Here is a 24,229-nt window from a genome sequence, read left to right on the forward strand (position 1 = left end):
CGCCACCACGAACCGGGAGGCACCGATGAGCACAGACGGACAGCAGGGCGAGGCCGCGGTCGCACCGCTCGCGCCGCCCGAGCCGACCCTCACGCTGACCGCCCCGGAGGCACCCGCCCCGGTGGCCGCGACGACGGCCCCGAGGATGGCGCCGCAGGTCTCCGCGGAGGCGCTGCCCACGCTGGACGCCAAGGTCGACTCGTTCATGACCGCGCTCGCCACGTCGCAGGCCGGCAGCCCCGAGTTCGCGGCGCAGGCCGAGAGCGTGCGCACGATGGGCGACGCCGACATCCGCAAGGCGGCCGAGACCTCCAACCGGATGCTCGACCAGCCCGTGCGGGCGCTCAAGGAGGGCGGCCTCGCCCAGGGCTCGGAGGTCGGCAAGACGCTGCTCGAGCTGCGGCGCACCGTCGAGGACCTCGACCCCAGCCAGGCGACCGGCACCCGCCGCTGGATGGACATGCTGCCGTTCGGTGACAAGGTCACCGACTACTTCCGCAAGTACCAGTCCGCCCAGTCGCAGCTCAACGGCATCCTGCACAGCCTGCGCAACGGCCAGGACGAGCTCACCAAGGACAACGTCGCGCTCAACCTGGAGAAGACCAACCTGTGGGCGACCATGGGCCGGCTCAACCAGTACGTCTACGTCGCCGAGCGGCTCGACGCCAAGCTCTCCGCGCGGATCGCCGAGCTCGAGCTCGCCGACCCCGACGCCGCGAAGGCGCTCTCCCAGGACGTGCTGTTCTACGTGCGCCAGAAGCACCAGGACCTGCTGACCCAGCTCGCGGTGTCGATCCAGAGCTACCTCGCGATCGACATCATCATCAAGAACAACATCGAGCTCATCAAGGGCGTCGACCGGGCCTCCACCACGACGGTCTCGGCGCTGCGTACGGCGGTCATCGTCGCGCAGGCGCTCGGCAACCAGAAGCTGGTGCTCGACCAGATCACCGCGCTCAACACCACGACGTCCGGGATGATCCAGCGCACCTCGGAGATGCTGCGCGAGAACTCCGCGGCGATCCAGGAGCAGGCGGCGTCCTCGACGATCGGCATCGAGCAGCTGCAGGCGGCGTTCGCCAACATCTACGCCACCATGGACTCCATCGACGAGTTCAAGCTCAAGGCGCTCGACTCGATGGCGCAGACGATCGGGGTGCTCGGGGCCGAGGTCGACAAGTCCAAGGAGTACCTGGACCGCGTGCAGGCGCACGACGCCCGCAACGCGTCCGGCACGCTCGACCTCTCCTCGCTGCCCACCCGGTGACCAGCCCGAGGACCGTCGCGTGGGGCTGAGGTCGTGGTTCCGGCGGCAGCAGGACGAGGAGGAGCGGCCGGTGATCCCGGCGCCGCCGACCGAGCAGGACATCCTCGCGGCCCTGAACCGGGTCAACGCGATGCTCGTCGAGGGCAACGCGCCGCCGGTCGTGACCTCCCGGGTACGCCGGATCGCGCGCACCATCAACGACACGCTGCCGCGGCTGCGCAACCTGGGCGCGGGCTCGGCGGACAGCTACTCGGTCGTCGCGACGGCGACCGACTACCTGCCCGAGGCGGTCGGCGGCTACCTCCGGCTGCCTCGTGACTGGGCCGACACCCGCCCCGTCGACGGCTACAAGACCTCGCTGATGGTGCTCATCGACCAGCTCGAGCTGCTGGCCGCCACGATGGACAAGATCTTCGACGCCGCCAACCGGGCCGACGCCCAGGCGCTGGTGGCGCACGGCATGTTCCTGCAGGCCAAGTTCGGGCCGCCGAGCGGCACCGACATGACGTTGGGGTCCCCCTCATGACGACTTCGCCGACCCTGTCCGAGGCGCTCGCGGCGCTGGACGCGGCCGCCACGACGGCCGGCGTCGACCGCGCGACCGCGCGCGCCGAGGGCGAGGCGCTCGCCGCGACGGTCGCCGAGGCCGCCCGGGGCGCGTACGTCGACTGGTCGGCGCAGACCGGCCGCCCGTCGTCGGCCGAGGAGTTCATGGACGCCGCGTCGCGCGGTCGCCGGCACCGCGCCGCCCCGACGCCGACCATGGGCCACCTGCAGCTGACCCGCTCGCCGCACGCCCCGGCGTACGCCCAGGCGCTGGCGGACGTCGCCTTCGCGGCCACCGGCCTCGGCGAGGCCAACCCGCGCACCGTCGGCAACGCCGCGACCGCGGCCGCCGCCCAGCTCGGCGACGGCAGCCGGCCCGCCCCGCTGCCCGGCGCCGAGCGGCAGTCGGTCCCCGGTGTCGGCGACGAGGTGGCCCAGAGCCTGCTCGCCCAGCTCGGCACCATCCAGCGCAAGCTGGCCGGCACCCTGGACCTCTCCGGCCTGCGCGTCCCCGGCCCGGCCGGCACCGAGCCGTCCGGGACGGAGCCCGGCGCCGGCCAGCCGGTGCAGGCCGCGCCCGCCGAGCCCGCGGCCGAGGCCGAGGAGCCGGCGGAGCCGGAGCCCGAGCCGAAGTCGGTCGAGGAGCTGCTCGCCGAGCTCGACGAGCTCGTCGGCCTGGCCGACGTGAAGGCGGAGATCCACCGGCAGGCCGCGGTGCTGCGCGTCGAGGGGCTGCGCCAGCAGGCCGGGCTCAAGGCGCCGACGATCACGCGGCACATGATCTTCAACGGCAACCCCGGCACCGGCAAGACCACGGTCGCGCGCCTGGTGGCCGGCATCTACCGCGCGCTCGGGCTGCTCTCGAAGGGCCAGCTGGTCGAGGTGGACCGCTCCGAGCTGGTCGCGGGCTACCTGGGGCAGACCGCGATGAAGACCGCGGAGGTGGTCGCCTCGGCGACCGGCGGCGTGCTGTTCATCGACGAGGCCTACGCGCTGGCCGGCGACCAGTACGGCCAGGAGGCCGTCGACACGCTGGTCAAGGAGATGGAGGACAAGCGCGACGACCTGGTCGTGATCGTCGCCGGCTACCCGGTCCCGATGCAGGTCTTCATCGCGCAGAACCCGGGCCTGGAGAGCAGGTTCCGCACCACCATCGACTTCGCCGACTACACCGACGACGAGCTCGCCGACATCTTCGGGGTGCTCGCGCGCTCGGCGGAGTACGACGTCGACGACGCCGTCCTCGACGCGCTGCGCGAGATCCTCGCGGGGGTGGAGCGCGGGCCGACGTTCGGCAACGCGCGCTACGTCCGCAACGTGCTGGAGGCGGCGATCGGCCACCACGCCTGGCGGCTGCGCGAGGTCGAGGCGCCCACCGTCGAGCAGCTGCGCACGCTGGTCGCCGAGGACCTGGCGACCGGCACGGCCACCGAGCCGCGGACCGGTCCCGCCGAGCCCGTGGAGTGGGAGCCGGCGCCCGGGCCCGACCCCGAGCCCCGCGTCGAGCCCGAGGAGGAGTCGTGACCCAGACCCAGGCAGCGCCGGCACCGGCGCGGCGCACCGGAGCGACGGCGACCGCGCCGGCGGCTCCCGGCGCGACGCCGGCGCCGGCCCGCACCGAGGACGTCCCGCGCCTGCTGAACCGCTGGCAGGTCGCCGCGGTGGCTGCGTGCGTGCTCTTCGGCGTGCTCGCGGCGCTGTGGCAGGTGCTCGCGTGGCAGGCCAGCGGCCGGGCCGCCGACGACACCGAGCAGCTGGTGCGGATCCAGGACGTGCGCTCGTCGCTGTTCCGCGCCGACGCCCTCGCCGCCACGGCGTACCTCGAGGGCGGCCTGGAGTCGGCCGAGCAGCGGGCGGCGTACGACGAGGCGCTGGGGGAGGCGGTCCGGCTGGTCGCCGAGGCGGCTGAGGCGCAGACCGCCGACACCGAGGCGCTCGCGCAGCTCAACACCGCGCTCGCGGCGTACGCCGCCGACGTCACGCAGGCGCGGGAGGCCAACCGGCAGGGCCACCAGGTCGGCGCGGAGCACCTGCGGACCGCGGGGGCCGCGCTCGCGGCGGACGGCGCCCTCACCCGGCCGCTGGACGCGCTGGTCGAGGCCAACACCCAGCGCGCCGAGGACGAGATGGACGGCCAGAACACGCTGCCGATCCTGCTCACCGGCCTGGCCGCGCTGGCCGCGCTGTGGTGGCTCAACCGCCAGGTCGCGCAGCGGTTCCACCGCTACGTCAACGTCGGGCTGGCGGTCGCCGGGGTGATCGTGCTGGCCACCACGCTCGTCGCGGCGGCGTTCAGCGCCGTGGTCAACGGTCGGCACGAGGAGGTCCGGGACAGCAGCTTCCAGCTCGCGTTCGACGAGGCCGACGCCCGGTCCGCGGCCAACGCCGCCCAGGCCGCCGAGGCGCGGCGGCTGATCGCCCGCAGCTCGGGGGAGGGCGCCGACGACGCCTGGGCGACGGCCGCTGCCACGGTGGAGAAGGAAGCCTCCCCGGAGACCCTCCCCGCCTGGCGCCGCTACGCCGACGTGCACCGGCAGGTCGTCGAGGCCGACGACAGCGGCGACTGGGACGCGGCGGTGCGGCTGGCCACCGGGGCCAAGGCCACCGAGGCGCTCGACGCCTTCGACGAGGCCGCCACGGAGGTCGTCGACGAGGCCGGCGCGGCCGCCACGGACGACCTGCGCGCCAGCCGGGTGCCCGCCATCATCCTCGCCGTGCTGACGCTGCTGGCCGGCCTCGTCGCCTCGGGGTCCGCGGCGCGCGGCATCGCCGAGCGCCGGAAGGAGTACGCATGAGCCGCGTCCGCTCGACCACCGCCGCGCTCCTCGCCGCCGGCGTCCTGCTGGCCGGGTGCGGGTACGACACCACCGAGGTGCCGCCCGCCCCCTCGACCGAGGCCGCCGTCCCGTCCGCCGCGTCCGAGCCGACCTGCCAGGACGCGCTGCAGTCCTACGCGCCCCAGGGCACCACGACGGGTCCCTCCCTCCAGGCGATCCGGGAGAGGGGCCGGCTCGTCGTCGGCGTCTCCGGCGACACCCGGCTCCTCGGCGCCCGGAACCCGCTCAAGCCCGGCGGCCCGATCGAGGGCTTCGACGTCGACGTCGCCACCCGGGTCGCCGAGGAGATCTTCGGCGAGACCGGGCACCTCGAGCTGCGGGTGATCACCGCAGCGCAGCGGATCGAGACGCTCGAGGACGGCACCGTCGACATCGTCACCCGGAACATGACGATGAACTGCGAGCGCTGGGAGGAGATCGCGTTCTCGGCGCAGTACTACGCGGCCAGCCAGAAGGTCCTGGTCACCAAGGGCACGCCGTACGACGAGCCGGAGGACCTCGCCGGGCTCCGCGTCTGCGCGCCCGCGGGCTCGACCTCGATCACCAACATCGTCACGCGGGTGCCCGACGCGGTGCCGGTCGCCGCGACCAACCACACCGGCTGCCTGGTGAAGTTCCAGGACGGCGAGGTCGACGCGATCACCGGCGACGACACGGTGCTCGCGGGCCTCGCGGCCCAGGACCCGTACGCCGTGGTCCCGAAGGACCAGCCGAAGATCACCGACGAGCCGTACGGCATCGGCGTCAACGCCGAGAACGTCGACCTGGCCCGGTTCGTCAACCGCGTCCTCGAGGAGATGCGCGCCGACGGGTCGTGGCAGGAGTCCTACGACGAGTGGCTCGCCCCGGTGCTCGGCCCCGGCAGCCAGCCGCAGCCGCAGTACGGGCGCACGGGATGAGGCTCCGGTGAGCACCGCCCCCACGCCCCCCGGCCCGCTCGGCTCCGCCCCGGCGCCCGCGGTCCTGCAGGCCTACCTCCAGGACCTCGACGCCTGGGTGCGCGACCGCCGCGCGGAGCTCGCCGAGCTCGACGCCGCCGCGATCGCCGCGCAGCGCGGCGCCGACGTCGCCTCCGACATGGCGCTCGCGCTGTCGCTGTGGAAGGCCGTCGCCGACCGCTGGCAGCTGATGTGGGCCACCTGGGACGGCGGCCGGGTCGGCGAGCCCGAGCGGCAGCGGATCACCGCGCTGGTCTGGGGGCGCCTGGACAGCACCGTCGGCACGAGCGGCGGCGGCACCTCCCTGCCCGAGGCGTGCCGGCTCTCCGACGCGCTCGTCGGTCAGCTCAAGGCCGCGCTCGCGCTCGCGCCCGGCGCCGAGGCCACCGCCGGCCGGGTCCGGGACCTGCGCGCCCAGCTCGAGCGGCTCCGCGACCAGGTCGGCCTGGAGCCGGCGGTCACCCGCGACCGCGCCGTCGACCGGCTCGCCGGCCTGATGGCTCGCCAGAACGACGTGACCGAGCGCGCGCGGCGCGGCGCCGACGTGGGGGGCCTGCTCGGCCCGCTCGAGCAGGACGCCGCCACGTTCGAGCGCGACCTGATCGTCGGCAACGCCCGCCGCCGCGAGGCGCGCGGCCTGCTCGAGGACGCCCGCGAGCGGGTCGCCGACCTCGAGCACCGCGAGACCGCGCTGCGCACCCTCGCCGACCGCTGCGTGCGCGCCGTCGACCCCGCGCCGCGGCTCGCCGTCCCCGACGTCTCCGCGCTCGGCCCCGTCCCCAACACCCCCGAGCGGATCCAGGCGTACGTCGCCCGGCTCGGCCGGGTGGAGCAGGCCCTCGCGCTCGCCGAGGAGCGGTACGCCGCGGCGCTGGCCGAGCTCTCCGGGCTCGTCGACCTCCTCGACGTGCTGGCGGCGAAGGCGGCCGCCCACGGCCTCGCCGACCAGCCCGACCTGCTCGCCAGCGAGCAGCGGGCCCGCGAGGTGCTCGCCCGCGAGCCCGCGCCGGTGCCCGTGGGCCGCTCGCTCGTCGGCACCTACCAGACCTGGCTCGACCAGCTCCTCAGCAAGGAGTCCGCATGAAGTGCGCGCAACCCGGGTGCACCGGCACCGTCGTCGACGGCTACTGCGACGTCTGCGGCATGGCCGCGGAGCCGGGCGGCAGTGCGGCGACCGCACCCGCCGGCCCGACCCACCCCACGCCGGCCACCACCGCGCCGGTGGCCGCCGCCGTCGACGGCACGCCGTGCACCCAGCCCGGCTGCACGGGCAAGGTCCTCGACGGCTACTGCGACGTCTGCGGCTCGCCGCCGGCGTCGGTGACGGTCGCCCCGAGCGTGGCCGCGGAGACCCAGCCGCTCTCCGGCGGCGACGCCTCGGTCGCGACCGCGGCCAGCAGCGTCCGCTCGGCGGCGATCGGGTCGCGGCTGGCCCGCGCGACCGGCAGCGTGAGTCGGCGTACCCGCACCGGGTCGCAGCGGATGCGCGCGGCCCGCCTCGGCGCCGGCCTGACCGCCGTACCTCCCGCGCCGCCGGTCGACGCGAGCAAGGCGATCAACCCCGACCCGCAGGTGCCCGAGGACAAGCGGGTCTGCAGCAAGTGCGGGGCCGCGATCGGCCGCACCGTCGACGGCCGCCCCGGGCGCACCGAGGGCTTCTGCCCCCAGTGCGGCCAGCAGTTCTCGTTCTCGCCCAAGCTCCATCCCGGCGACCTGGTCGCGGGCCAGTACGAGGTCGCGGGCGCGATCGCCCACGGCGGCCTCGGGTGGATCTACCTCGCCCGCGACCGCAACGTCTCCAACCGCTGGGTCGTGCTCAAGGGCCTGCTGAACTCCGGCGACCCCGACGCGCTGGCGGCCGCGATCGCCGAGCAGCAGTTCCTGGCCCAGGTCGAGCACCCGCTGATCGTCGAGATCTACAACTTCGTGACCCACGAGGGCGCGGGCTACATCGTCATGGAGTACGTCGGCGGCAAGTCGCTCAAGCAGATCCTCAAGGCGCGGATGGGCGAGAACAACGGGGAGTACGACCCGCTGCCCGTCGACCAGGCGCTCGCCTACGTCCTCGAGGTGCTGCCGGCGTTCCAGTACCTCCACGACCTCGGCCTGGTCTACTGCGACTTCAAGCCCGACAACCTGATCCAGGTCGGCGACGCGGTGAAGCTGATCGACCTCGGCGGGGTGCGCCGGATCGACGACGAGGACTCCGCGATCTACGGCACCGTCGGCTACCAGGCGCCCGAGGTCGCCGAGGTCGGGCCGAGCGTGGCCTCGGACATCTACACGATCGGCCGCACCCTGGTCGTGCTCTGCATGGAGTTCCGCGGCTACCAGGGCACCTACCTGCACACGCTGCCGCCGCCCGAGACGACCCCGCTGTTCCGCGAGCACGACTCGCTGTACTGGCTGGTCGCGAAGTGCTGCGCCGCCGACCCGGCCGACCGGTTCGCGTCGGCCGACGAGCTGCGCGCCCAGCTGATCGGCGTGCTGCGCGAGGTGGTCGCCGCCCGCACCCGCGGCACCGCCCTCACCTCGGCCGCGTCGGTGCTCTTCGAGTCGCCCGCCACCGCCACGTCGGTGCTGACCTGGTCGGCGCTGCCGTCGCTGCGTCCCGACACGACCGACCCGCAGCACGCCTGGCTGACGACCGTCAGCGCCACCGACCCCGCGGAGCGGCTCACCAACCTGGCCCAGGCGCCGGAGGACTCGGCGGAGGTGCTGCTGGCCCGGGCGCACGCCGCGCTGGAGCTGGAGGAGCCCGCCCGCGCCCACGCGCACGCCGCGGAGCTGCTCGCCGCCGACCCCTGGGACTGGCGGGCGCTGTGGGTCGACGGGCTCGCCGCGCTCCAGGAGCGCGACTGGAGCGCCGCGCAGGCGGCGTTCAGCGCGGTCTACCAGCAGGTGCCGGGCGAGCTCGCGCCCAAGCTGGCGCTCGCGGTCGCGTGCGAGCGCGGCGGGCTGCCCGAGGTGGCCGAGGGGCTCTACGCCACCTGCGCCGCGACCGACGCGACGTACGTCGCCCCCGCGGCGTTCGGCATGGCGCGGGTCCGGGCCGACCGCGGCGACACCGCCGGCGCCGTCGCAGCGCTGGACATGGTGCCCTCGACCAGCCGCGGCTACCCCGAGAGCCGCCAGCTGCGCGCGGAGGTGCTGCTCTCCGACGCCGGCGCCGCGCCCGCGGCGAGCCCCGGCCCGCGGCTCGCGGTGCTCGACCAGGCGATGCGCAGCATCGAGTCGGTGCCGATGGACCCCGCGGCGCGCCAGCGCTACACCGTGCGCATCCTCACCGAGGCGCTCGGTGTGGTCACCGCCGCTCCGGGCAACGGGCAGCACGACGTCACGGTGGGCGAGCACGTGGCCACCGAGACCGGGCTGCGCGCCGGGCTGGAGAAGGCCTACCGGGCGCTGGCCCGGGAGGCGCCGTTGCTCGAGGACCGGGTCCGCCTGGTCAACCAGGCGAACGCCGTGAGGAGCTGGACACTGACGTGAGCGAGTTCGACGCCACCACCCCGGGCGGGTCCGGGACCTGCCCCACCTGCGGGAGCGCCGTACCTCCGGAGGCGCGGTTCTGCGAGGGCTGCGGGACCGCCCTCGGCGGGGACGTGCCCGCCGCGCCCACCGCGGCCGAGGTCGACGCCCTGGCGCCGATCAGCGCGCCGACCCACCGCGCGCCGGCCGCGCCGCCGCCGACCCCGGTCCGCGCCTGCCTGTCCTGCCAGGGCCCGGTGGGCCCCGACGGCTACTGCGAGGTGTGCGGCACCAAGGCACCCAGCGAGCGCGACCACTTCCGCGAGCACCCGGCGTCCTGGGTGGCCGGGGTGTGCGACCGCGGCATCCGGCACCACCGCAACGAGGACGCGATGGCGCTGCTCGCCTCCTCGGCGCCGGGGGAGCGGGCCGTGCTCGTCGTCCTCGACGGGGTCTCCAACACCGACGACTCCCACCTCGCCTCGCTCGCCGGTGCGCGGGCCGCGCGCGAGGTGCTGCGCACGCCGCTGCCGCGGGGGATGGGTACGCCGGGGAGCCGGTCGGCCGCGATCGCCAAGGTGATGGCGGACGCCGTGACCGCCGCGAACGCCGCGATCGTCGGGCACACCGCCGAGGCGTCGACCAACCCGGCGTCCGCGACGTACTGCGCGGCCGTGCTGGAGGGCAGCACGCTCGTCTACGGCAACATCGGCGACTCGCGGATCTACTGGCTGCCCGACGGGGGACCGGGCCGCCAGCTCAGCGTCGACGACTCGGCCGCCCAGGCGCAGATCGAGGGGGGCATGCCACGCGAGGAGGCCGAGCGGGGTCCGCAGGCGCACGCGATCACCCGGTGGCTGGGGCGCGACGCGCCCGACCTGGCCCCGCGCGTCGGCGTGCTCGAGGTGGACGCCGCCGGATGGCTGCTGGTCTGCTCCGACGGGCTGTGGAACTACGCCTCCGAGCCGGACGCGCTCGCCGCGCAGGTGGTGGCGGTGGGCTCCGCCGACCCGGCCGAGATCGCGCTCGGGCTGGTGGCGTTCGCCAACGCCCAGGGCGGGCAGGACAACATCACCGCCGCGATCGCCCGTGTCGAGCCCGTCGCGGCGGTGCAGAATGCCGAGGTACCGCTCGACGTACCGATCGCGGCAAGCATCGCCGTACCGACCGCCGTACCGACCGCCGTTTCCACCGACGCAGGGGAGTCCCATGGCTGAGTTCACCGCCGCCGTCTACCAGAACGAGTTCCTTCCCGACGGCGGCACCGACGTGAACGCGATCGTCACCGTGACCTGCACCGGCGCCGGCACCGCCGGGCGGACCGGTGCGGGCTCCGCCGGCGAGATCGTCATCGTCGACACGTCCGGCTCGATGGGCCCGCAGACGATGGCGGCCGCGAAGCAGGCGGCCCAGGCGGCGCTCGCCGAGATCGTCGACGGCACCTACTTCGCGGTCGTCGCCGGCTCGGACCGCGCGATGCTGGCCTACCCCGAGGTCTCCACCGGGCCGGGGCTGGTGCGGATGGACCCCCAGGCCCGCGCCGGCGCCAGCGCGGCGATCAACCGGTTCCACGGGCACGGCGGCACCGCGATCAGCACCTGGCTCGACCTCGCCGGCACGCTCTTCGCGTCGGTCCCCGAGGTCACCCAGCGGCACGCGATCCTGCTGACCGACGGCGAGAACCGCGAGCAGCCCGGCCTGCTCGACGCGGCGATCAAGCGCGCCACCGGCTACTTCCAGTGCGACTGCCGCGGCGCGGGCACCGACTGGCAGGTCGAGGAGATCCGGCGGATCGCCCAGGCGCTGCTCGGCACCGTCGACATCATCGCCAGGCCCGACCAGATGCGGGCGCAGTTCGAGGAGATCATGCGCGCCTCGATGGCGCGCGGCGTCGCCGACGCCCAGCTGCGGGTGTGGACGCCGCAGGGCGCGCAGGTGCTCTTCGTCCGGCAGGTCTCCCCGGCGGTCGAGGACCTCACCGCGCGGCGCACCGACGTCAACCCGCTCACCGGCGCGTACCCGACGGGCGCGTGGTCGGACGAGTCCCGCGACTACCACGTCGCGGTGCGGGTGGCGGCCAAGGCGATCGGCCAGGAGCAGCTCGCGGCGCGGGTCCAGCTGGTCATCGGCGACGAGGTGATGGCGCAGGGGCTGGTCAAGGCGACCTGGTCCAGCGACTCCGGCCTCACCGCGCGCATCGACCAGCAGGTCGCCCACTACACCGGGCAGACCGAGCTGGCCGCGATGATCCAGGAGGGGCTGGCGGCGAAGGCCTCCGGCGACGAGGCCACCGCGACGACCAAGCTGGGCCGCGCGGTCCAGCTCGCCGCCGAGACCGGCAACGGCGAGGCCACCTCCAAGCTGCGCAAGGTCGTCGACATCACCGACGAGCGCGAGGGCACCGTCCGGCTGAAGCGGACCGTGGACAAGGCCGACGAGATGGCGCTGGACACCGCGTCCACCAAGACCACCCGCATCAAGAAGTGAGGCGTCGACCGTGAGCACCTGCCCCGCCGGGCACGACACCACCGCGACCGACTACTGCGACGTCTGCGGGTTGGCAATGGGCGCCGCCCCGCCCGCCGGCGCCGGGGCGTCCGGCGCGCCCGACGCCGCCGACCCCGCGTCCGGTGGGGACGCCGGGGACAGCGGGATCTGCCCGGCGTGCTCCTCGGTCAACCCGCCCAACGCGCTGTTCTGCGAGGCGTGCGGCTACGACTTCACCACCGGGTCGATGCCGCGCCCGCTCACCCCGCCCACTCCGCCCGCCGAGCAGGCCGACACCGACACGGTCGCCGCGCCCGTCGTACCCGACCTGCCGGCGGCGCCGGCTCCTACGTCGGCGGAGGGCAACCTCTCCCCGGCGCTGAGCGACGAGTGGGTCGCGGAGGTCTGGATCGACCCCGACTGGTACGCCGACCAGAAGTCGACCGACCCGCTGCCCTCGCCCGGGCTGCCGCTGGTCGTCGCGCTGCGGCACACCTCGGTGCTCGTCGGCCGGGCCTCGCGCAGCCGCGGGATCACCCCCGACATCGACCTGTCCTCGGACAACGGCATCAGCCGCCGGCACGCCCAGCTCACCACCGACGGCACCCGCTGGTTCGTCGAGGACCTCGGCTCCTCCAACGGCACGTACGTCGGCGGCGCGGTCGGCGCCCTTCCCACCTCGCCCGTGACCCCCGGCCAGAAGCAGGAGGTCCTCCCCGACGAGCGGATCTACCTCGGCGCCTGGACCCGGATCGTGCTGCGCCGCGCCACCCCCGGCGAGATCTGACCCCGAGTCGGCGTGAATTGACGGGTCAACCCCGCAACTCACGCCGACTGGACGCGCAACTCACGCCGAGTCGGCGCACATGTGCGCCGACTCGGCGGATCTCTCCACAGGTCAGCGCTTGGTGGCGATGATCGTGGAGGCGTCGGAGGCGACCATCACCTCGACGGCGGTGAAGCGCTCGTCGGTGAGCCACTGCTCGCGGAGGACGTCGACGCGGCCGTAGGCGATGGGGGGCCAGACCTCGCACGGGGTGAAGTCGTCGAGGACGACGATGCCGCCCTCCTCGACGAGGTCGGCGACGGCGTCGACGCCCACCTCGGTGGGCTCGCCGGAGTCGAGGAAGAGCAGCGAGAAGGGGCCCTGGGTCAGCAGGGTCGACCAGTCCGCGGCGAGCACCTCGACCTGCGGGTCGTCGACGAAGATCTCGGCCGCGGCGCGGGCCAGCTTCGGGTCCAGCTCGGCGGTGATGATCCGGGTGCCGGTCCCGCGTACGCCGGAGCGCAGCCAGGCGGTCCCGACCCCGCACCCGGTGCCGAACTCCGCCATCGTCCCGCCGCGGGTGGCGGCGAGGGTGGCGAGCAGCCGGCCGGTCTCGTTGCGGCAGAAGGAGACGTACCCCGCCTTGCGGGAGACGGCGAACGCCCGGGACACGACGTCGGGGAGCTCGGGCGGCGCACTCATCCTGCGAGTCTCTCACCGTGGGACGGCCGTCCCGCATCGCGGACACATTCCGGAATGCGGTGGCCGTCGTCCGGTGAGCGCGGTTACCGTCGGATCACCATGCGGAGCGTCTACGTACTCATCGACTGCCGCGGCGGGGCCTGACAGAGAGGCCACCTCGCCGCGGAGTTCGGCGTTGCGGGCCTCTCGAGAAGCGTGCCGGTCCGGCACACCTCGATCGAAGACGCCCCCGGGCGGGACGCCACCAGCGTCGCGCGATCCGCACCGCGTGGTCCTCTCCTCCTCGTGCGATCCACGAGTCCGGGACTCTCCTGTCCGGAGCGTCTTCGATCCGGGTGTGCCGGGCCGATCCCGACGACCGACCTGCGAGGAGAACGACGATGTACGACATGTATCCCGACTGGGGCCCGGCGAGCCACCACCCCGAGAATCCCGCCAGCCAGGAGAACGCGTACGCCGCGCTGCAGCGCTCGCTCGACCTGCGGGACGGCGGCGGCCAGCGTCCCGACGACAACTAGCGTTCACCCCATGAGCGACTCGAACCCCACCAGCACCACGCTGCAGCTCGCGGTCATCCCCGGCGACGGCATCGGGCAGGAGGTCACCGCCGAGGCCCTCAAGGTCCTCGAGGTGGCGGCTCCCGCCGGCGTGAAGTTCGAGCAGACCCGCTACGACCTCGGCGCGGAGCGCTACCTCGCGACCGGCGAGGTGCTCCCCGACTCGGTGCTCGCCGAGATCCGCGACCACGACGCGATCCTGCTCGGGGCCGTCGGCGGCAAGCCCAACGACCCGAACCTGCCGCCCGGCATCCTCGAGCGGGGGCTGCTGCTCCGGCTGCGCTTCGAGCTCGACCACTACGTCAACCTGCGCCCGTCCCGGATCTTCCCGGGCGTGACCTCGCCGCTCGCCGCCCCGGGCGAGGTCGACTTCGTGGTCGTCCGCGAGGGCACCGAGGGCCCCTACACCGGCAACGGCGGCGCGCTGCGGGTCGGTACGCCGGCCGAGGTCGCCACCGAGGTCTCGGTGAACACGGCGTACGGCGTGGAGCGGGTGGTCCGTGACGCCTTCGCCCGCGCCGAGCGGCGACCGCGCAAGAAGCTCACCCTGGTCCACAAGACCAACGTGCTGGTGAACGCCGGCTCGGTGTGGTGGCGGCTGTTCCAGGAGGTGGCCGCGGAGCACCCCGACGTGACCACCGACTACATGCACATCGACGCGGCGATGATCTTCATGACCACCGACCCGTCTCGCTTCGACGTGATCGTCACCGACAACCTCTTCGGCGACATCATCACCGACCTCGCCGCCGCGATCACCGGCGGCATCGGCCTGGCGGCGTCCGGGAACATCAACCCCGACCGCACGGCGCCGAGCATGTTCGAGCCGGTCCACGGCTCCGCCCCCGACATCGCCGGCCAGCAGAAGGCCGACCCGACCGCGGCGATCCTGTCCGCGTCGCTGCTGCTGGACCACCTCGGCCACCCCGAGGCGGCGGCCGTGGTCGAGGACGCGGTCATCGCCGACCTCGCCGCCCGCGAGCCCGGCACCACCCGGCGCACTCCCGAGGTCGGCGACGCGATCGCCGCCCGCGTGGCCGGCTGACGCCCTCCACCCGCGCAGCCGGGTGGGTCCGAAGAACGGTACTTTGATGTCCATGCAGATCAGCACCACGCGGTCGACGGAGACCGTCAGCGACGAGCGGCTCGCCGAGGTCCTGGCGGACCCCGGCTTCGGCGTCCACTTCACCGACCACATGTTCCGGGTGGAGTGGACCCCCGACGCCGGGTGGCACGGCGCCCGGATCGAGCCGTACGGCCCGCTGACCCTCGACCCGGCGACCGCGGTGCTGCACTACGCGCAGGAGACCTTCGAGGGGATGAAGGCCTACCGCCACGCCGACGGCTCGGTGTGGTCGTTCCGCCCCGAGGAGAACGCCGCCCGGATGGCGCGCTCCAGCCAGCGCCTGGCGCTGCCGGTGCTGGAGGTCGACGACTTCGTCCAGGCCGTGCAGGCGCTCGTCGAGGTCGACGAGCGCTGGGTGCCCGACCCGGCGGGGGAGAAGAGCCTCTACCTGCGCCCGTTCATGTTCGCCTCCGAGGCGTTCCTGGGCGTCCGGCCCGCCCAGCACGTCACCTTCATGGTGATCGCCAGCCCCGCCGGCTCCTACTTCAAGGGCGGCGTGCACCCGGTCAGCCTGTGGCTCACCGAGGAGTACACCCGCGCCGGCCGCGGCGGCATGGGCGCGGCCAAGACCGGCGGCAACTACGCCAGCTCGCTGGTCGCCCAGCAGGAGGCCACCGCCCACGGCTGCGACCAGGTCGTCTTCCTCGACGCCCAGGAGGGGAAGTACGTCGAGGAGCTCGGCGGCATGAACATGTACTTCGTGCACGCCGACGGCCGGATCGTCACCCCCGAGACCGGCACCATCCTCGAGGGCATCACCCGCGCCTCGATCAAGGAGCTGGCCGAGAAGCTGGGCCACCCGGTCGAGGAGCGGAAGTTCTCGATCCAGGAGTGGAAGGACGGCGTCGCCTCCGGCGAGATCACCGAGATCTTCGCCTGCGGCACCGCCGCCGTGGTCACCCCGGTCGGCGCGCTGCGCTGGGACGGCGGGGAGGTCGCGACGCCCGAGGGCGGCGGGCTGTGGTCCCGGCTGCGCCAGGCCCTGGTCGACGTCCAGTACGGCCGGGCCGCCGACGACTTCGGCTGGATGAAGCGCCTGGTCTGATCCGCTCCGGGGCGCCCGGAGGTGTGACCTCCGCGACAGGTGAGGGTACCCTTACCTGGTGAGGTGGACGTCGTGAGCTCGCTGCTCGACCGGGGGACCCCCGGAGCCGCAGCGACCCCGGCCCCCGTCGTACGCCGGGGCTCGACCGCGTCGCGGGGCCTGCTGGCCACCGTCGTCCTGCTGGTGCTCGTCGCCCTGGCCGCGCTGGCCAGCCTGATGTGGGGCGCCCGCGACATCGCGCCCGGCGCCGTCTGGGACGGGCTGTTCCACCCGGTCACCGGCGACAACGACCACCACGTCGTCCGCGACATCCGGCTGCCGCGCACGCTGATCGGCCTGGCCGCCGGCGCCGCCCTCGGCGCGTCCGGCGCGCTGATGCAGGGCGTCACCCGCAACCCGATCGCCGACCCCGGCCTGCTGGGCATCAACTCCGGTGCCTCGCTCGCGGTGATCGTGGCGATCGCCGGCTTCGGCGTCGCCTCCGTCGGCGGCTACCTCTGGTTCGCGTTCCTCGGGGCGGCCGTCGCCGCCGTGGTCGTGTACGGCGCCGCCTCGCTCGGCTGGGAGGGCGTCACGCCGGTGAAGCTGGCCCTGGTCGGCGCCGCCTTCACCGCCACCGCGACGTCCGCGGTGACCGTGGTGCTGCTGACCGACCGGCACACGCTGCAGGAGTACCGCTTCTGGCAGGTCGGGTCGCTGGCCAACCGCCCCCTCGACGTCCTCGGCACGGTGCTGCCGTTCCTCGTGGTCGGCCTGCTGCTCGCGCTGGCCGCCGGCCGGGTGCTGAACGCGCTGGCGCTCGGCGACGACGTCGCGCGCGGCCTCGGCCAGGACCTGGTCCGCGGCCGGCTCCTGGTGGTCACCGCCGTGGTGCTGCTGTGCGGCTCGGCGGTCTCGCTGGTCGGGCCGATCGCCTTCGTCGGGCTGGCCGTGCCGCACGCGGCACGGATGGTCGTGGGGCCCGACTACCGCTGGATCCTCCCGCTCTCCATGCTCCTCGGCCCGGTCCTGCTCCTCGGGGCCGACATCGCCGGGCGCCTCGTCGCGCGTCCGGCGGAGGTCGAGGCCGGGCTGGTGGTCGCGGTCCTCGGCGCGCCGGTGCTGCTGGCCATCGTCCGCCGCTCGAAGGGGGTCTCGGCGTGAGCGCCCCCGCCCTCGAGGTGCCCCGCTCCGCCCACGACGTCGCCGCGCACGGCCTGCGGGCCACCCGCCGGCGCCGCGCCGCCCGGCGTACCACCGTCACGGTGGCGCTGCTCGTGCTCGTCGCGGTCCTCTCGGTCGCCGCGCTGATGCTGGGGGACTACCGGCTCACCGCCGGCCAGGTGCTCGCCGCCCTCGCGGGCGACGAGGCGCGGCCGGCCCACTTCATCGTCACCGAGCTGCGGCTGCCCCGCCTGCTGCTCGGGATCCTCGTCGGCCTGGCGTTCGGGCTCGCCGGCGCGCTCTTCCAGTCGGTGCTGCGCAACCCGCTCGCGAGCCCCGACGTCATCGGCATCTCGCAGGGCGCGAGCGCGGGCGCGGTCGCGGCGCTGCTGCTGGCGGGCCTGTCCGGATGGTGGGTCTCGGCGTCCGCGCTCGCCGGCGGCGTGCTCGTCGGCGCCACGCTGTACGCCGTGGCGTGGCGGCAGGGCGTGACCGGGCACCGGTTCGTGCTCTGTGGCGTCGGCGTCTCCTACCTCGGCACCAGCCTGATCGGCTACCTGCTGACCCGGAGCGGGCTCGACGAGGCGCAGGGCGCGCTGGTGTGGATGACCGGCAGCCTGGCGCAGGCCACCACCGAGCTGGTGCGGGTGCTCGCCATCGTCCTGGTCGTGCTGCTGCCGCTGGTCGCGCTGGTCGCGCGCGGGCTGGACCTGCTGCTGCTCGGCGACGAGCAGGCGGGCGGCCTCGGGCTGCGGCCCGAGCTGACCCGGCTCGCGGTGATCGCGCTCGGCGTCGGGCTGACCTGCGCGGCGACCGCGGCCGCCGGACCCGTGGCCTTCGTCGCGTTCACCGCGGCCCCGGTCGCCCGCCGGCTGCTCGGCGACGGCTCGCTGGCGCTCGTGCAGTCGGCCCTGGTCGGCGTGGTCACGGTGGTCGGCGCCGACATCGTGGCCCAGCACCTGCTGCCCGCCGACATGTCCGTCCCGGTCGGGGTGATCACCGGCGCCGTCGGCGGCCCCTACCTGATCTGGCTGCTCGCCCGCGGCCGAGCCGCGGCGACCTCGTGACGACCTCGTGAGGAGGAGGAGTGCGTTGACCACGATCCTGGACCCGGTGACGGCCGAGCCGGACGGGACGGCCGCGCCCGGGGTGGTCTCGCTGGCCGCGTGCGGGCTGAGCCTGGGCTACGACGACCGGACGGTCGTGCACGAGGTCGACCTCGAGGTGCCGCCCGGCAAGGTGACCGCGATCGTCGGCGCCAACGGCTGCGGCAAGTCGACCCTGCTGCGCGGGCTGGCGCGGGTGCTCAAGCCGGTCGCCGGTCACGTCGAGCTCGGCGGCACCGACGTACGCCGGATGCGTCCGAAGGACGTCGCCGCCGTGCTCGGCCTGCTGCCCCAGCAGCCGCTCGCGCCGGAGGGGATCACCGTCGCCGACCTGGTCGGCCGCGGCCGGCACCCGCACCAGGGCGCCTTCCGCCGGTGGAGCGCGGCCGACAGCGAGGCCGTCGTCCGGGCGCTGGCGCTCACCGACCTCCACGACCTCACCGGCCGCCGGGTCGAGGAGCTCTCCGGCGGGCAGCGGCAGCGGGTCTGGATCGCGATGATGCTCGCGCAGGACCCGCGGATCATGCTGCTCGACGAGCCCACGACGTACCTCGACATCGCCCACCAGGTCGACGTGCTCGACCTGCTGCACGAGCTCAACCAGGCGCGCGGAACCACGGTCGTGATGGTGCTGCACGAGCTCAACCTCGCCGCCCGGTACGCCGACCACCTCGTCGTCATGTGCGAGGGGCGGGTGCTGCGCGAGGGCGCGCCGGGGGAGGTGCTCGACGCCGACTGCGTGCGCGAGGCCTTCGGCCTCGACGCCCGGATCGTCCCCGACCCCGTCACCGGCTCGCCGATGGTGGTGCCGCTGGGGCGGCACGGTCGGCGGGGGGAAGATTCACCGGTCGACCGGTGAATCTTCCGCTTGACCGACGGAGCTTCATCGGTCCAGCGGAAGGTTCGTCGGTCCAGTACGGCGGCCCGCGGCCGCGCGGTCTGGTCCAGGTCCCGGGCCTGCGGGAATCATGTAAGGTAAGCCTTACCTGACTTGATCCGCTGGACCTGCTGGTCCCCGCACCCCTGAGGAGTGGACGTGACGTCCCTTCGTCCCATCCGTGCCCGCCGCTCGCTGCGGCGCGCCCTGCCGCTCGCCGCACTGCTGCTCGCGCTCCCGCTCGCCGCCTGCGGCTCCGACGACGACTCCGAGGACGAGAGCACCGCCGGCTCCGGCGAGAGCTCTGCCGAGGCCTTCGAGCCGGTCACCATCGAGCACGCCTTCGGCGAGACCACGATCGAGGAGCGGCCCGAGCGCGTCGCCACCTGGGGCTGGGCCTCCAGCGACGCCGCCATCGCGCTCGGCGTCGTACCGGTCGCGATGCCGAAGAACAGCTACGGAGCCACCGAGGAGGGCTACATGCCCTGGCAGCAGGAGGCGATCGAGGCCTCTGGGGCCGAGGAGCCGGTGCTGCTGGCCGAGGCGGAGGCGCCGCCGTTCGAGGAGATCGCCGCGGCCGCGCCCGAGGTCATCATCGCCAACTACTCGGGGATCACCGAGGCCGACTACGAGAAGCTCACGCAGATCGCGCCGACCGTCGCCTACCCCGACGAGCCCTGGGCCACCCCGTGGCGCGACGTGATCACCACCGTCGGCGAGGTGCTCGGCCAGACCGACGAGGCCGAGCAGGTGCTCGAGGACATCGACGCCGAGGTCGCCGCGGCCGCCGAGGAGCACCCGGAGTTCGAGGGCAAGACGATCGCGGCCGTCGCGATCGACCCGGCCGCCTTCTACGTCTACCGCGGCGCCGACCCGCGCGTGCAGTACCTCGAGGACCTCGGCTTCACCCTCGCCCCGAGCGTGGGCGAGCTGGACACCGAGGAGACGACGTTCTACTACACGATCAGCACCGAGGAGGTCGACAAGCTGACCTCCGACGTGCTGCTCTCCTACGTCCCGACCGAGGAGCGGGTGGCCGAGATCGCCGAGGACAAGACCTACCAGGCGATGAGCCAGTTCCAGGACGGCACGGTCGCCCACCTCGTGGGCGAGGACCTCGTCTCGTCGGTCTCCCCGCCGACGGCGCTCTCGCTGACCTGGGGCATGGACGAGCTGATCGCGGCGCTCGAGCCCGCCGTCGCCGCGTCCAACTGAGCACTGCCGCGGTGCGCGCGCACGCGCCCCGACCCATCGCCCCGCGACCCGCCCGGTCGCGGGGCGGTGGTGCGTCCGGAGCGGGTACGCCGGGTCGCGCGAGTACATTTCGTCCGTGACGACGACGCAGACGGTGGTGGGTGACTACACCCTGCTCGCCAAGATCGGCGAGGGCGGGATGGGCGTGGTCCACCTCGCCCGGCGTCCCGACGGGCAGCGCGTCGCGCTCAAGGTGCTGCGCACCCACATCGTCGGTGACGACGAGGCGCGCGCCCGGCTGGCCCGCGAGGTCGGGTCGCTGCGCCGGATCCGCAGCCGCTGGGTCGCCGAGATCGTCGACGCCGACCCCTGGGCGCCGGTGCCGTACGTCGCCACCCGCTACGTCCCCGGCCTCTCCCTGCACGACCACGTGGTCGACGAGGGGCCGATCACCGGCCACGACCTGATGTGGTTCGCCGGGTGCCTGGCCGAGGGGCTCGCCTCCGTGCACGGCGCCGGCGTCCTGCACCGCGACGTCAAGCCGTCGAACGTGCTGATGGAGGGCCGCACGCCGATCCTCATCGACTTCGGCCTGGCGCGGGTCGCCGACGACCCGAAGCTCACCCACGCCGGGTGGCTGCTCGGCACGCCGGGCTACCTCGCCCCCGAGATCCTGTACGGCGAGGACGCGACCGCCGCCTCCGACCTGCACTCCTGGGCCGCGACGGTGGCGTACGCCGGCACCGGGCGCGCGCCGTTCGGCCGGGGCCCGTCGATGGCGATCATGGACCGGGTCCGCCGCGGCGAGCACGACCTGACCGGTCTGCCCCCGGACCTGCGCCGGGTGGTCGAGGCCACGCTCGACCCGGACCCGCTGCGCCGGCCCACGCTGGGGCAGCTGCTCGCCTGGCTGCGCCCGCAGACGACGCAGGCCGGCTCGCGTCGCCCGGTGCCGCCGCCCCCGGTGGCCACCGAGGACGTCTTCACGCTCCCGCTCGCGCTGGCGTCGCCGAGCGCGCTGGCCGACGCGCCCACCGACCGGGTGCCCGCCGGCTCCGACCTCGGGGCGCCGGCCACGCGGCTGGAGACCGAGCACGTCACGACCGCGATCCCGACCTGGGACGACGGCGCGGACGCATTCCCTGCCGAACACCCCCTCGCGTTCCCCCTCGCCCCGCCCCCGCCGAGCTGGGGCGAGCGTGCGCGGCGCGGCGTCCTCCTCGTCGGCGCCGCGCTGGCCGTCGGCGCCGGCACCGCGGCGTACCCCTGGTGGGTGATCGCCGTCCTCGTCGTGCTCGTCTGGCTGCTGCGCAGCGGCTCCCTGGCCGCCAGCGCCGCCGGCGACCGGCGCCGGCTGCGCGGCCGGCGGTGGTACGACGGGGCGCGGTTCCTGCTCGCCGCCCCCTGGCACATGGTGCGCTCGATCCCCGCCACGCTGGTGCTGGTGCTGTGGAGCGCGGGGCTGGCGGTGGCCGGCGCCCTGGTCTGCTACGCCGCGGCGGCCACCGCGCCGGTGACGCTCTTCGTCTCCGGCACGGTGCTGGCCGCGTCGCTGTGGACCGGACCCGGCGGCTCCCGGGTGCGCTCGCCGATCGCCCGCGCCGTCCACCCGCTCGCCGCCGACCCGCGCCGCTGGGTCGCCGCGGTCGTCGTCCTCGCGGTCCTCGCGCTCGGGCTGGGCGCGTTCGCCGAGCGCGGCCCCGACTGGTCGCCCGCCGACTCCCGGCCGCTGTCGTCGGTGGGGTAAGGGGTGCCCGGATCGGGAGACGCCCGCCCGTCGCGGGGCGGGTCGTGGCACCATGGGTGACATGCAGCACCGCATCCGCATTCCCTAGCGCGTCGAGCACCTTCGACGCGCCGACCTCTCGCACCCACGGGAGGTTTTTTTGTGCCCCGAGATCGACGAGAGAGAACCGATGGACCTGCACGGCTCGTTCCACGTCTACGACACCACCCTGCGCGACGGCGCGCAGCAGGAGGGGCTGACCCTCTCGGTCGCCGACAAGCTGTCGATCGCGCGGCAGCTCGACGACCTCGGCGTCGGGTTCATCGAGGGCGGGTGGCCGGGGGCGAACCCCAAGGACACCGAGTTCTTCCGCCGCGCGTCCGAGGAGCTCGACCTCAAGCACGCGCGGCTCGCGGCGTTCGGCGCGACCCGCCGCGCCGGGGTGCGCGCGGCCGACGACCCGCAGGTCGCGGCGCTCCGCGACAGCGGCGCCGGCGTGGTCACGCTGGTGGCGAAGTCGCACGACCGGCACGTCGAGCTCGCGCTGCGCACCACGCTCGAGGAGAACCTCGCGATGGTCCGCGACACCGTCTCCCACCTCCGCGCCGAGGGGCAGCAGGTCTTCCTCGACGCCGAGCACTTCTTCGACGGCTACCGCGCCAACCGCGACTACGCCCTCGAGGTGCTGCGCACGGCGTACGACGCGGGCGCCGAGGTCGTCGCCCTGTGCGACACCAACGGCGGCATGCTCCCCACCTGGGTCGGCGACGTGGTCCACGACGTCGTCGACACCACCGGGGTGCGCGTCGGCATCCACGCCCACAACGACAGCGGCTGCGCGGTCGCGAACTCGCTGGCCGCGGTCGCCGCCGGCGCCACGCACGTCCAGGGCTGCATCAACGGGTACGGCGAGCGCACCGGCAACGCCGACCTGGTCACCGTCGTGGCCAACCTCGAGCTCAAGCTGGACCGGCAGGTGCTCCCGGCCGGGCTGCTGCGCGACGCCACCCGGATCGCCCACGCGGTCGCCGAGGTCACCAACTTCCCGCCCGCGAGCCGGCAGCCGTACGTCGGCACCTCGGCGTTCGCGCACAAGGCCGGCCTGCACGCCAGCGCGATCAAGGTGGACCCGAACCTCTACCAGCACCTCGACCCCGTGCAGGTCGGCAACGACATGCGGCTGCTGGTCTCCGACATGGCCGGCCGGGCCTCGATCGAGCTCAAGGGCCGCGAGCTCGGCTTCGACCTGTCCGGGGACAAGGACCTGCTCGGCCGGATCACCGACCGGGTCAAGGTGCTGGAGGCGCGGGGCCACACCTTCGAGGCCGCCGACGCGTCCTTCGAGCTGCTGCTCCTCGAGGAGGTCGAGGGCCAACGGCCGTCGTACTTCGAGGTCGAGTCGTGGCGGGTGATCACCGAGACGCTGCACCACGCCCGGCCCGGCGAGGAGGCGGTCTCCGAGGCCACCGTGAAGCTGCAGTCGGCGGGCGTGCGCTACGTGGTCACCGGCGAGGGCAACGGCCCGGTGAACGCCCTGGACCAGGCGCTGCGCAGCGCGATCGGCCAGGCGTTCCCGGAGGTCGCGAAGTTCGAGCTGATCGACTACAAGGTGCGGATCCTCGACCAGGGGCACGGCACCGACGCGATCACCCGCGTGCTCATCGAGACCTCCGACGGCGAGTCGTCCTGGGTCACGGTCGGCGTCGGCCACAACGTGATCGAGGCGTCGTGGGGGGCGCTGGTGGACGGGCTGACGTTCGGGCTGCGGCGCCAGGGGGTCTAGACGCGACGCCGTCAGGAGCGGGGCGGCACCGGGATCCCGACGACGCGGGAGACCAGGTCGTCCCACCCGGCGAGCACCCGGTCGACCGGGAACTCCTCGACGCGCACCTGCTGGTCGAGGATCGGCAGCTCCAGCGGCGCGAGCAGCGCGGTCGCGAGCAGCGGCAGGTCGCCGTGGACGCCGAGCTCGGCGAGCAGGTGGCGCACGTGCATCATCGTGAAGGAGTACGCCGCGTACGAGCGGGTGCCGGCCGCTCCGGCCTCGCGGATCAGGTCGCCGTGGCGCAGCGTCGCCTCGAGCCGCGAGCAGCCGAACGCGAGCAGCCGGTCCAGCGGCGGGGCGCCCGGTCCGAGCGGCGGGGGACCGGAGATCACCGCGGCCTGCCACTCGGTCTCGGACCGGTTCAGCAGCGCGGCCATCAGCCCTTCGCGAGACTCGAAGCGGCGGAAGACGGTGCCCTTGCCGACGCCGGCGCGCGCCGCCACGGCCTCCATCGTCACCGCGCGCAGGCCGTGCTCCTCGACCAGCTCGTCGGCCGCGCGGAGCAGCGCCTCGCGGTTGCGCGCCGCATCGCGACGCTCCAGCGGCGGGGCGTCGAGCAGGGGGAGGATGCGGCGCTCGGACATGGCCTGCCCACTGTAGAGAGCAACGCCTCACCGGT

General features: G+C 74.4%; 21 protein-coding genes. 19 read left to right on the forward strand and 2 right to left on the reverse strand.

Annotation, left to right across the window (positions count from 1 at the left end; genetic code table 11):
• Positions 1 to 25 precede the first annotated feature (25 nt).
• The 10 genes from H4O22_RS05955 to H4O22_RS06000 are packed head-to-tail and all read left to right on the forward strand — an operon-like array spanning position 26 to position 12,330.
• Positions 26 to 1,267, forward strand: coding sequence for a toxic anion resistance protein (locus tag H4O22_RS05955; RefSeq protein ID WP_182526113.1), 1,242 nt, complete (start codon positions 26 to 28; stop codon positions 1,265 to 1,267).
• 19 nt (positions 1,268 to 1,286) lie between these two features.
• Positions 1,287 to 1,793 carry a hypothetical protein gene (locus H4O22_RS05960; RefSeq protein ID WP_182526114.1) on the forward strand — a complete coding sequence of 169 codons (507 nt, stop codon included), beginning with the start codon at positions 1,287 to 1,289 and terminating at the stop codon, positions 1,791 to 1,793.
• A complete protein-coding gene (locus H4O22_RS05965) occupies positions 1,790 to 3,337 on the forward strand; it encodes an AAA family ATPase (protein WP_182526115.1) in 1,548 nt (515 codons plus the stop codon). The genes H4O22_RS05960 and H4O22_RS05965 overlap by 4 nt, the downstream gene beginning before the upstream one ends.
• Positions 3,334 to 4,608 carry a hypothetical protein gene (locus tag H4O22_RS05970; protein WP_182526116.1) on the forward strand — a complete coding sequence of 425 codons (1,275 nt, stop codon included), beginning with the start codon at positions 3,334 to 3,336 and terminating at the stop codon, positions 4,606 to 4,608. Before H4O22_RS05965 ends, H4O22_RS05970 begins: the two co-directional genes overlap by 4 nt.
• Positions 4,605 to 5,549, forward strand: a complete 945-nt coding sequence (locus tag H4O22_RS05975; RefSeq protein ID WP_182526117.1) for a glutamate ABC transporter substrate-binding protein — start codon at positions 4,605 to 4,607, stop codon at positions 5,547 to 5,549. The genes H4O22_RS05970 and H4O22_RS05975 overlap by 4 nt, the downstream gene beginning before the upstream one ends.
• A gap of 7 nt (positions 5,550 to 5,556) precedes the next feature.
• Positions 5,557 to 6,672 (forward strand): hypothetical protein, encoded by a 1,116-nt coding sequence (locus H4O22_RS05980; protein WP_182526118.1) that lies wholly within the window; start codon positions 5,557 to 5,559, stop codon positions 6,670 to 6,672.
• Positions 6,669 to 9,077: a serine/threonine-protein kinase gene (locus H4O22_RS05985; RefSeq protein WP_182526119.1), complete on the forward strand. Its 2,409-nt coding sequence runs from the start codon at positions 6,669 to 6,671 to the stop codon at positions 9,075 to 9,077. Before H4O22_RS05980 ends, H4O22_RS05985 begins: the two co-directional genes overlap by 4 nt.
• Positions 9,074 to 10,273, forward strand: a complete 1,200-nt coding sequence (locus H4O22_RS05990; RefSeq protein WP_182526120.1) for a PP2C family protein-serine/threonine phosphatase — start codon at positions 9,074 to 9,076, stop codon at positions 10,271 to 10,273. Before H4O22_RS05985 ends, H4O22_RS05990 begins: the two co-directional genes overlap by 4 nt.
• Entirely contained in the window at positions 10,266 to 11,543 is a 1,278-nt protein-coding gene (locus H4O22_RS05995) for a vWA domain-containing protein (protein ID WP_182526121.1), read from the forward strand. The genes H4O22_RS05990 and H4O22_RS05995 overlap by 8 nt, the downstream gene beginning before the upstream one ends.
• Before the next feature lie 10 nt (positions 11,544 to 11,553).
• The gene (locus H4O22_RS06000) at positions 11,554 to 12,330 is read left to right on the forward strand and encodes a double zinc ribbon and FHA domain-containing protein (protein WP_244963125.1); all 777 of its coding nucleotides are present in this window, start codon (positions 11,554 to 11,556) and stop codon (positions 12,328 to 12,330) included.
• 111 nt (positions 12,331 to 12,441) lie between these two features.
• Here H4O22_RS06000 and H4O22_RS06005 read toward each other — a convergent pair whose 3' ends face one another.
• The gene (locus H4O22_RS06005) at positions 12,442 to 13,011 is read right to left on the reverse strand and encodes an O-methyltransferase (protein WP_182526122.1); all 570 of its coding nucleotides are present in this window, start codon (positions 13,009 to 13,011) and stop codon (positions 12,442 to 12,444) included.
• 380 nt (positions 13,012 to 13,391) lie between these two features.
• Between H4O22_RS06005 and H4O22_RS06010 the strand changes: the two genes are divergently transcribed.
• The 9 genes from H4O22_RS06010 to cimA all read left to right on the forward strand — a co-directional run bounded on the left by H4O22_RS06010 (position 13,392) and on the right by cimA (position 23,568).
• The gene (locus H4O22_RS06010; RefSeq protein ID WP_182526123.1) at positions 13,392 to 13,529 is read left to right on the forward strand and encodes a hypothetical protein; all 138 of its coding nucleotides are present in this window, start codon (positions 13,392 to 13,394) and stop codon (positions 13,527 to 13,529) included.
• Between the two features lie 10 nt (positions 13,530 to 13,539).
• The gene (locus H4O22_RS06015) at positions 13,540 to 14,613 is read left to right on the forward strand and encodes a 3-isopropylmalate dehydrogenase (protein WP_182526124.1); all 1,074 of its coding nucleotides are present in this window, start codon (positions 13,540 to 13,542) and stop codon (positions 14,611 to 14,613) included.
• 52 nt (positions 14,614 to 14,665) lie between these two features.
• A complete protein-coding gene (locus H4O22_RS06020; protein WP_182526125.1) occupies positions 14,666 to 15,739 on the forward strand; it encodes a branched-chain amino acid aminotransferase in 1,074 nt (357 codons plus the stop codon).
• Between the two features lie 72 nt (positions 15,740 to 15,811).
• Complete coding sequence (locus H4O22_RS06025) at positions 15,812 to 16,882, forward strand: FecCD family ABC transporter permease (RefSeq protein WP_244963126.1); 1,071 nt, start codon at positions 15,812 to 15,814, stop codon at positions 16,880 to 16,882.
• Positions 16,879 to 17,949 carry a FecCD family ABC transporter permease gene (locus H4O22_RS06030; protein WP_220451301.1) on the forward strand — a complete coding sequence of 357 codons (1,071 nt, stop codon included), beginning with the start codon at positions 16,879 to 16,881 and terminating at the stop codon, positions 17,947 to 17,949. Before H4O22_RS06025 ends, H4O22_RS06030 begins: the two co-directional genes overlap by 4 nt.
• A 25-nt stretch (positions 17,950 to 17,974) precedes the next feature.
• Positions 17,975 to 18,847 carry an ABC transporter ATP-binding protein gene (locus H4O22_RS06035; RefSeq protein ID WP_342356056.1) on the forward strand — a complete coding sequence of 291 codons (873 nt, stop codon included), beginning with the start codon at positions 17,975 to 17,977 and terminating at the stop codon, positions 18,845 to 18,847.
• A gap of 177 nt (positions 18,848 to 19,024) precedes the next feature.
• Complete coding sequence (locus tag H4O22_RS06040; protein ID WP_182526126.1) at positions 19,025 to 20,080, forward strand: iron-siderophore ABC transporter substrate-binding protein; 1,056 nt, start codon at positions 19,025 to 19,027, stop codon at positions 20,078 to 20,080.
• A 115-nt stretch (positions 20,081 to 20,195) separates the two neighbouring features.
• Positions 20,196 to 21,806, forward strand: a complete 1,611-nt coding sequence (locus tag H4O22_RS06045) for a serine/threonine-protein kinase (protein ID WP_182526127.1) — start codon at positions 20,196 to 20,198, stop codon at positions 21,804 to 21,806.
• 169 nt (positions 21,807 to 21,975) lie between these two features.
• Entirely contained in the window at positions 21,976 to 23,568 is a 1,593-nt protein-coding gene (cimA, locus tag H4O22_RS06050; protein ID WP_182526128.1) for a citramalate synthase, read from the forward strand.
• A gap of 11 nt (positions 23,569 to 23,579) precedes the next feature.
• Here the strand turns inward: cimA and H4O22_RS06055 are convergent, their stop codons facing one another.
• The gene (locus H4O22_RS06055) at positions 23,580 to 24,194 is read right to left on the reverse strand and encodes a TetR/AcrR family transcriptional regulator (protein WP_182526129.1); all 615 of its coding nucleotides are present in this window, start codon (positions 24,192 to 24,194) and stop codon (positions 23,580 to 23,582) included.
• Between the last annotated feature and the right edge of the window lie 35 nt (positions 24,195 to 24,229).

The sequence above is a fragment of the Nocardioides dongkuii genome, from assembly GCF_014127485.1.
In the GTDB taxonomy this organism is placed as follows: domain Bacteria; phylum Actinomycetota; class Actinomycetes; order Propionibacteriales; family Nocardioidaceae; genus Nocardioides; species Nocardioides dongkuii.

What these genes read in the sequence shown, in the direction of transcription:
- H4O22_RS05955 (WP_182526113.1), top strand. Translation starts at nt 26, where the DNA reads ATGAGCACAGACGGACAGCAGGGCGAGGCCGCGGTCGCACCGCTCGCG.
- H4O22_RS05985 (WP_182526119.1), top strand. Translation starts at nt 6,669, where the DNA reads ATGAAGTGCGCGCAACCCGGGTGCACCGGCACCGTCGTCGACGGCTAC.
- H4O22_RS06005 (WP_182526122.1), bottom strand. Translation starts at nt 13,011, where the DNA reads ATGAGTGCGCCGCCCGAGCTCCCCGACGTCGTGTCCCGGGCGTTCGCC.
- cimA (WP_182526128.1), top strand. Translation starts at nt 21,976, where the DNA reads ATGGACCTGCACGGCTCGTTCCACGTCTACGACACCACCCTGCGCGAC.
- H4O22_RS05965 (WP_182526115.1), top strand. Translation starts at nt 1,790, where the DNA reads ATGACGACTTCGCCGACCCTGTCCGAGGCGCTCGCGGCGCTGGACGCG.
- H4O22_RS06055 (WP_182526129.1), bottom strand. Translation starts at nt 24,194, where the DNA reads ATGTCCGAGCGCCGCATCCTCCCCCTGCTCGACGCCCCGCCGCTGGAG.
- H4O22_RS05995 (WP_182526121.1), top strand. Translation starts at nt 10,266, where the DNA reads ATGGCTGAGTTCACCGCCGCCGTCTACCAGAACGAGTTCCTTCCCGAC.
- H4O22_RS05975 (WP_182526117.1), top strand. Translation starts at nt 4,605, where the DNA reads ATGAGCCGCGTCCGCTCGACCACCGCCGCGCTCCTCGCCGCCGGCGTC.
- H4O22_RS06010 (WP_182526123.1), top strand. Translation starts at nt 13,392, where the DNA reads ATGTACGACATGTATCCCGACTGGGGCCCGGCGAGCCACCACCCCGAG.
- H4O22_RS06020 (WP_182526125.1), top strand. Translation starts at nt 14,666, where the DNA reads ATGCAGATCAGCACCACGCGGTCGACGGAGACCGTCAGCGACGAGCGG.
- H4O22_RS06015 (WP_182526124.1), top strand. Translation starts at nt 13,540, where the DNA reads ATGAGCGACTCGAACCCCACCAGCACCACGCTGCAGCTCGCGGTCATC.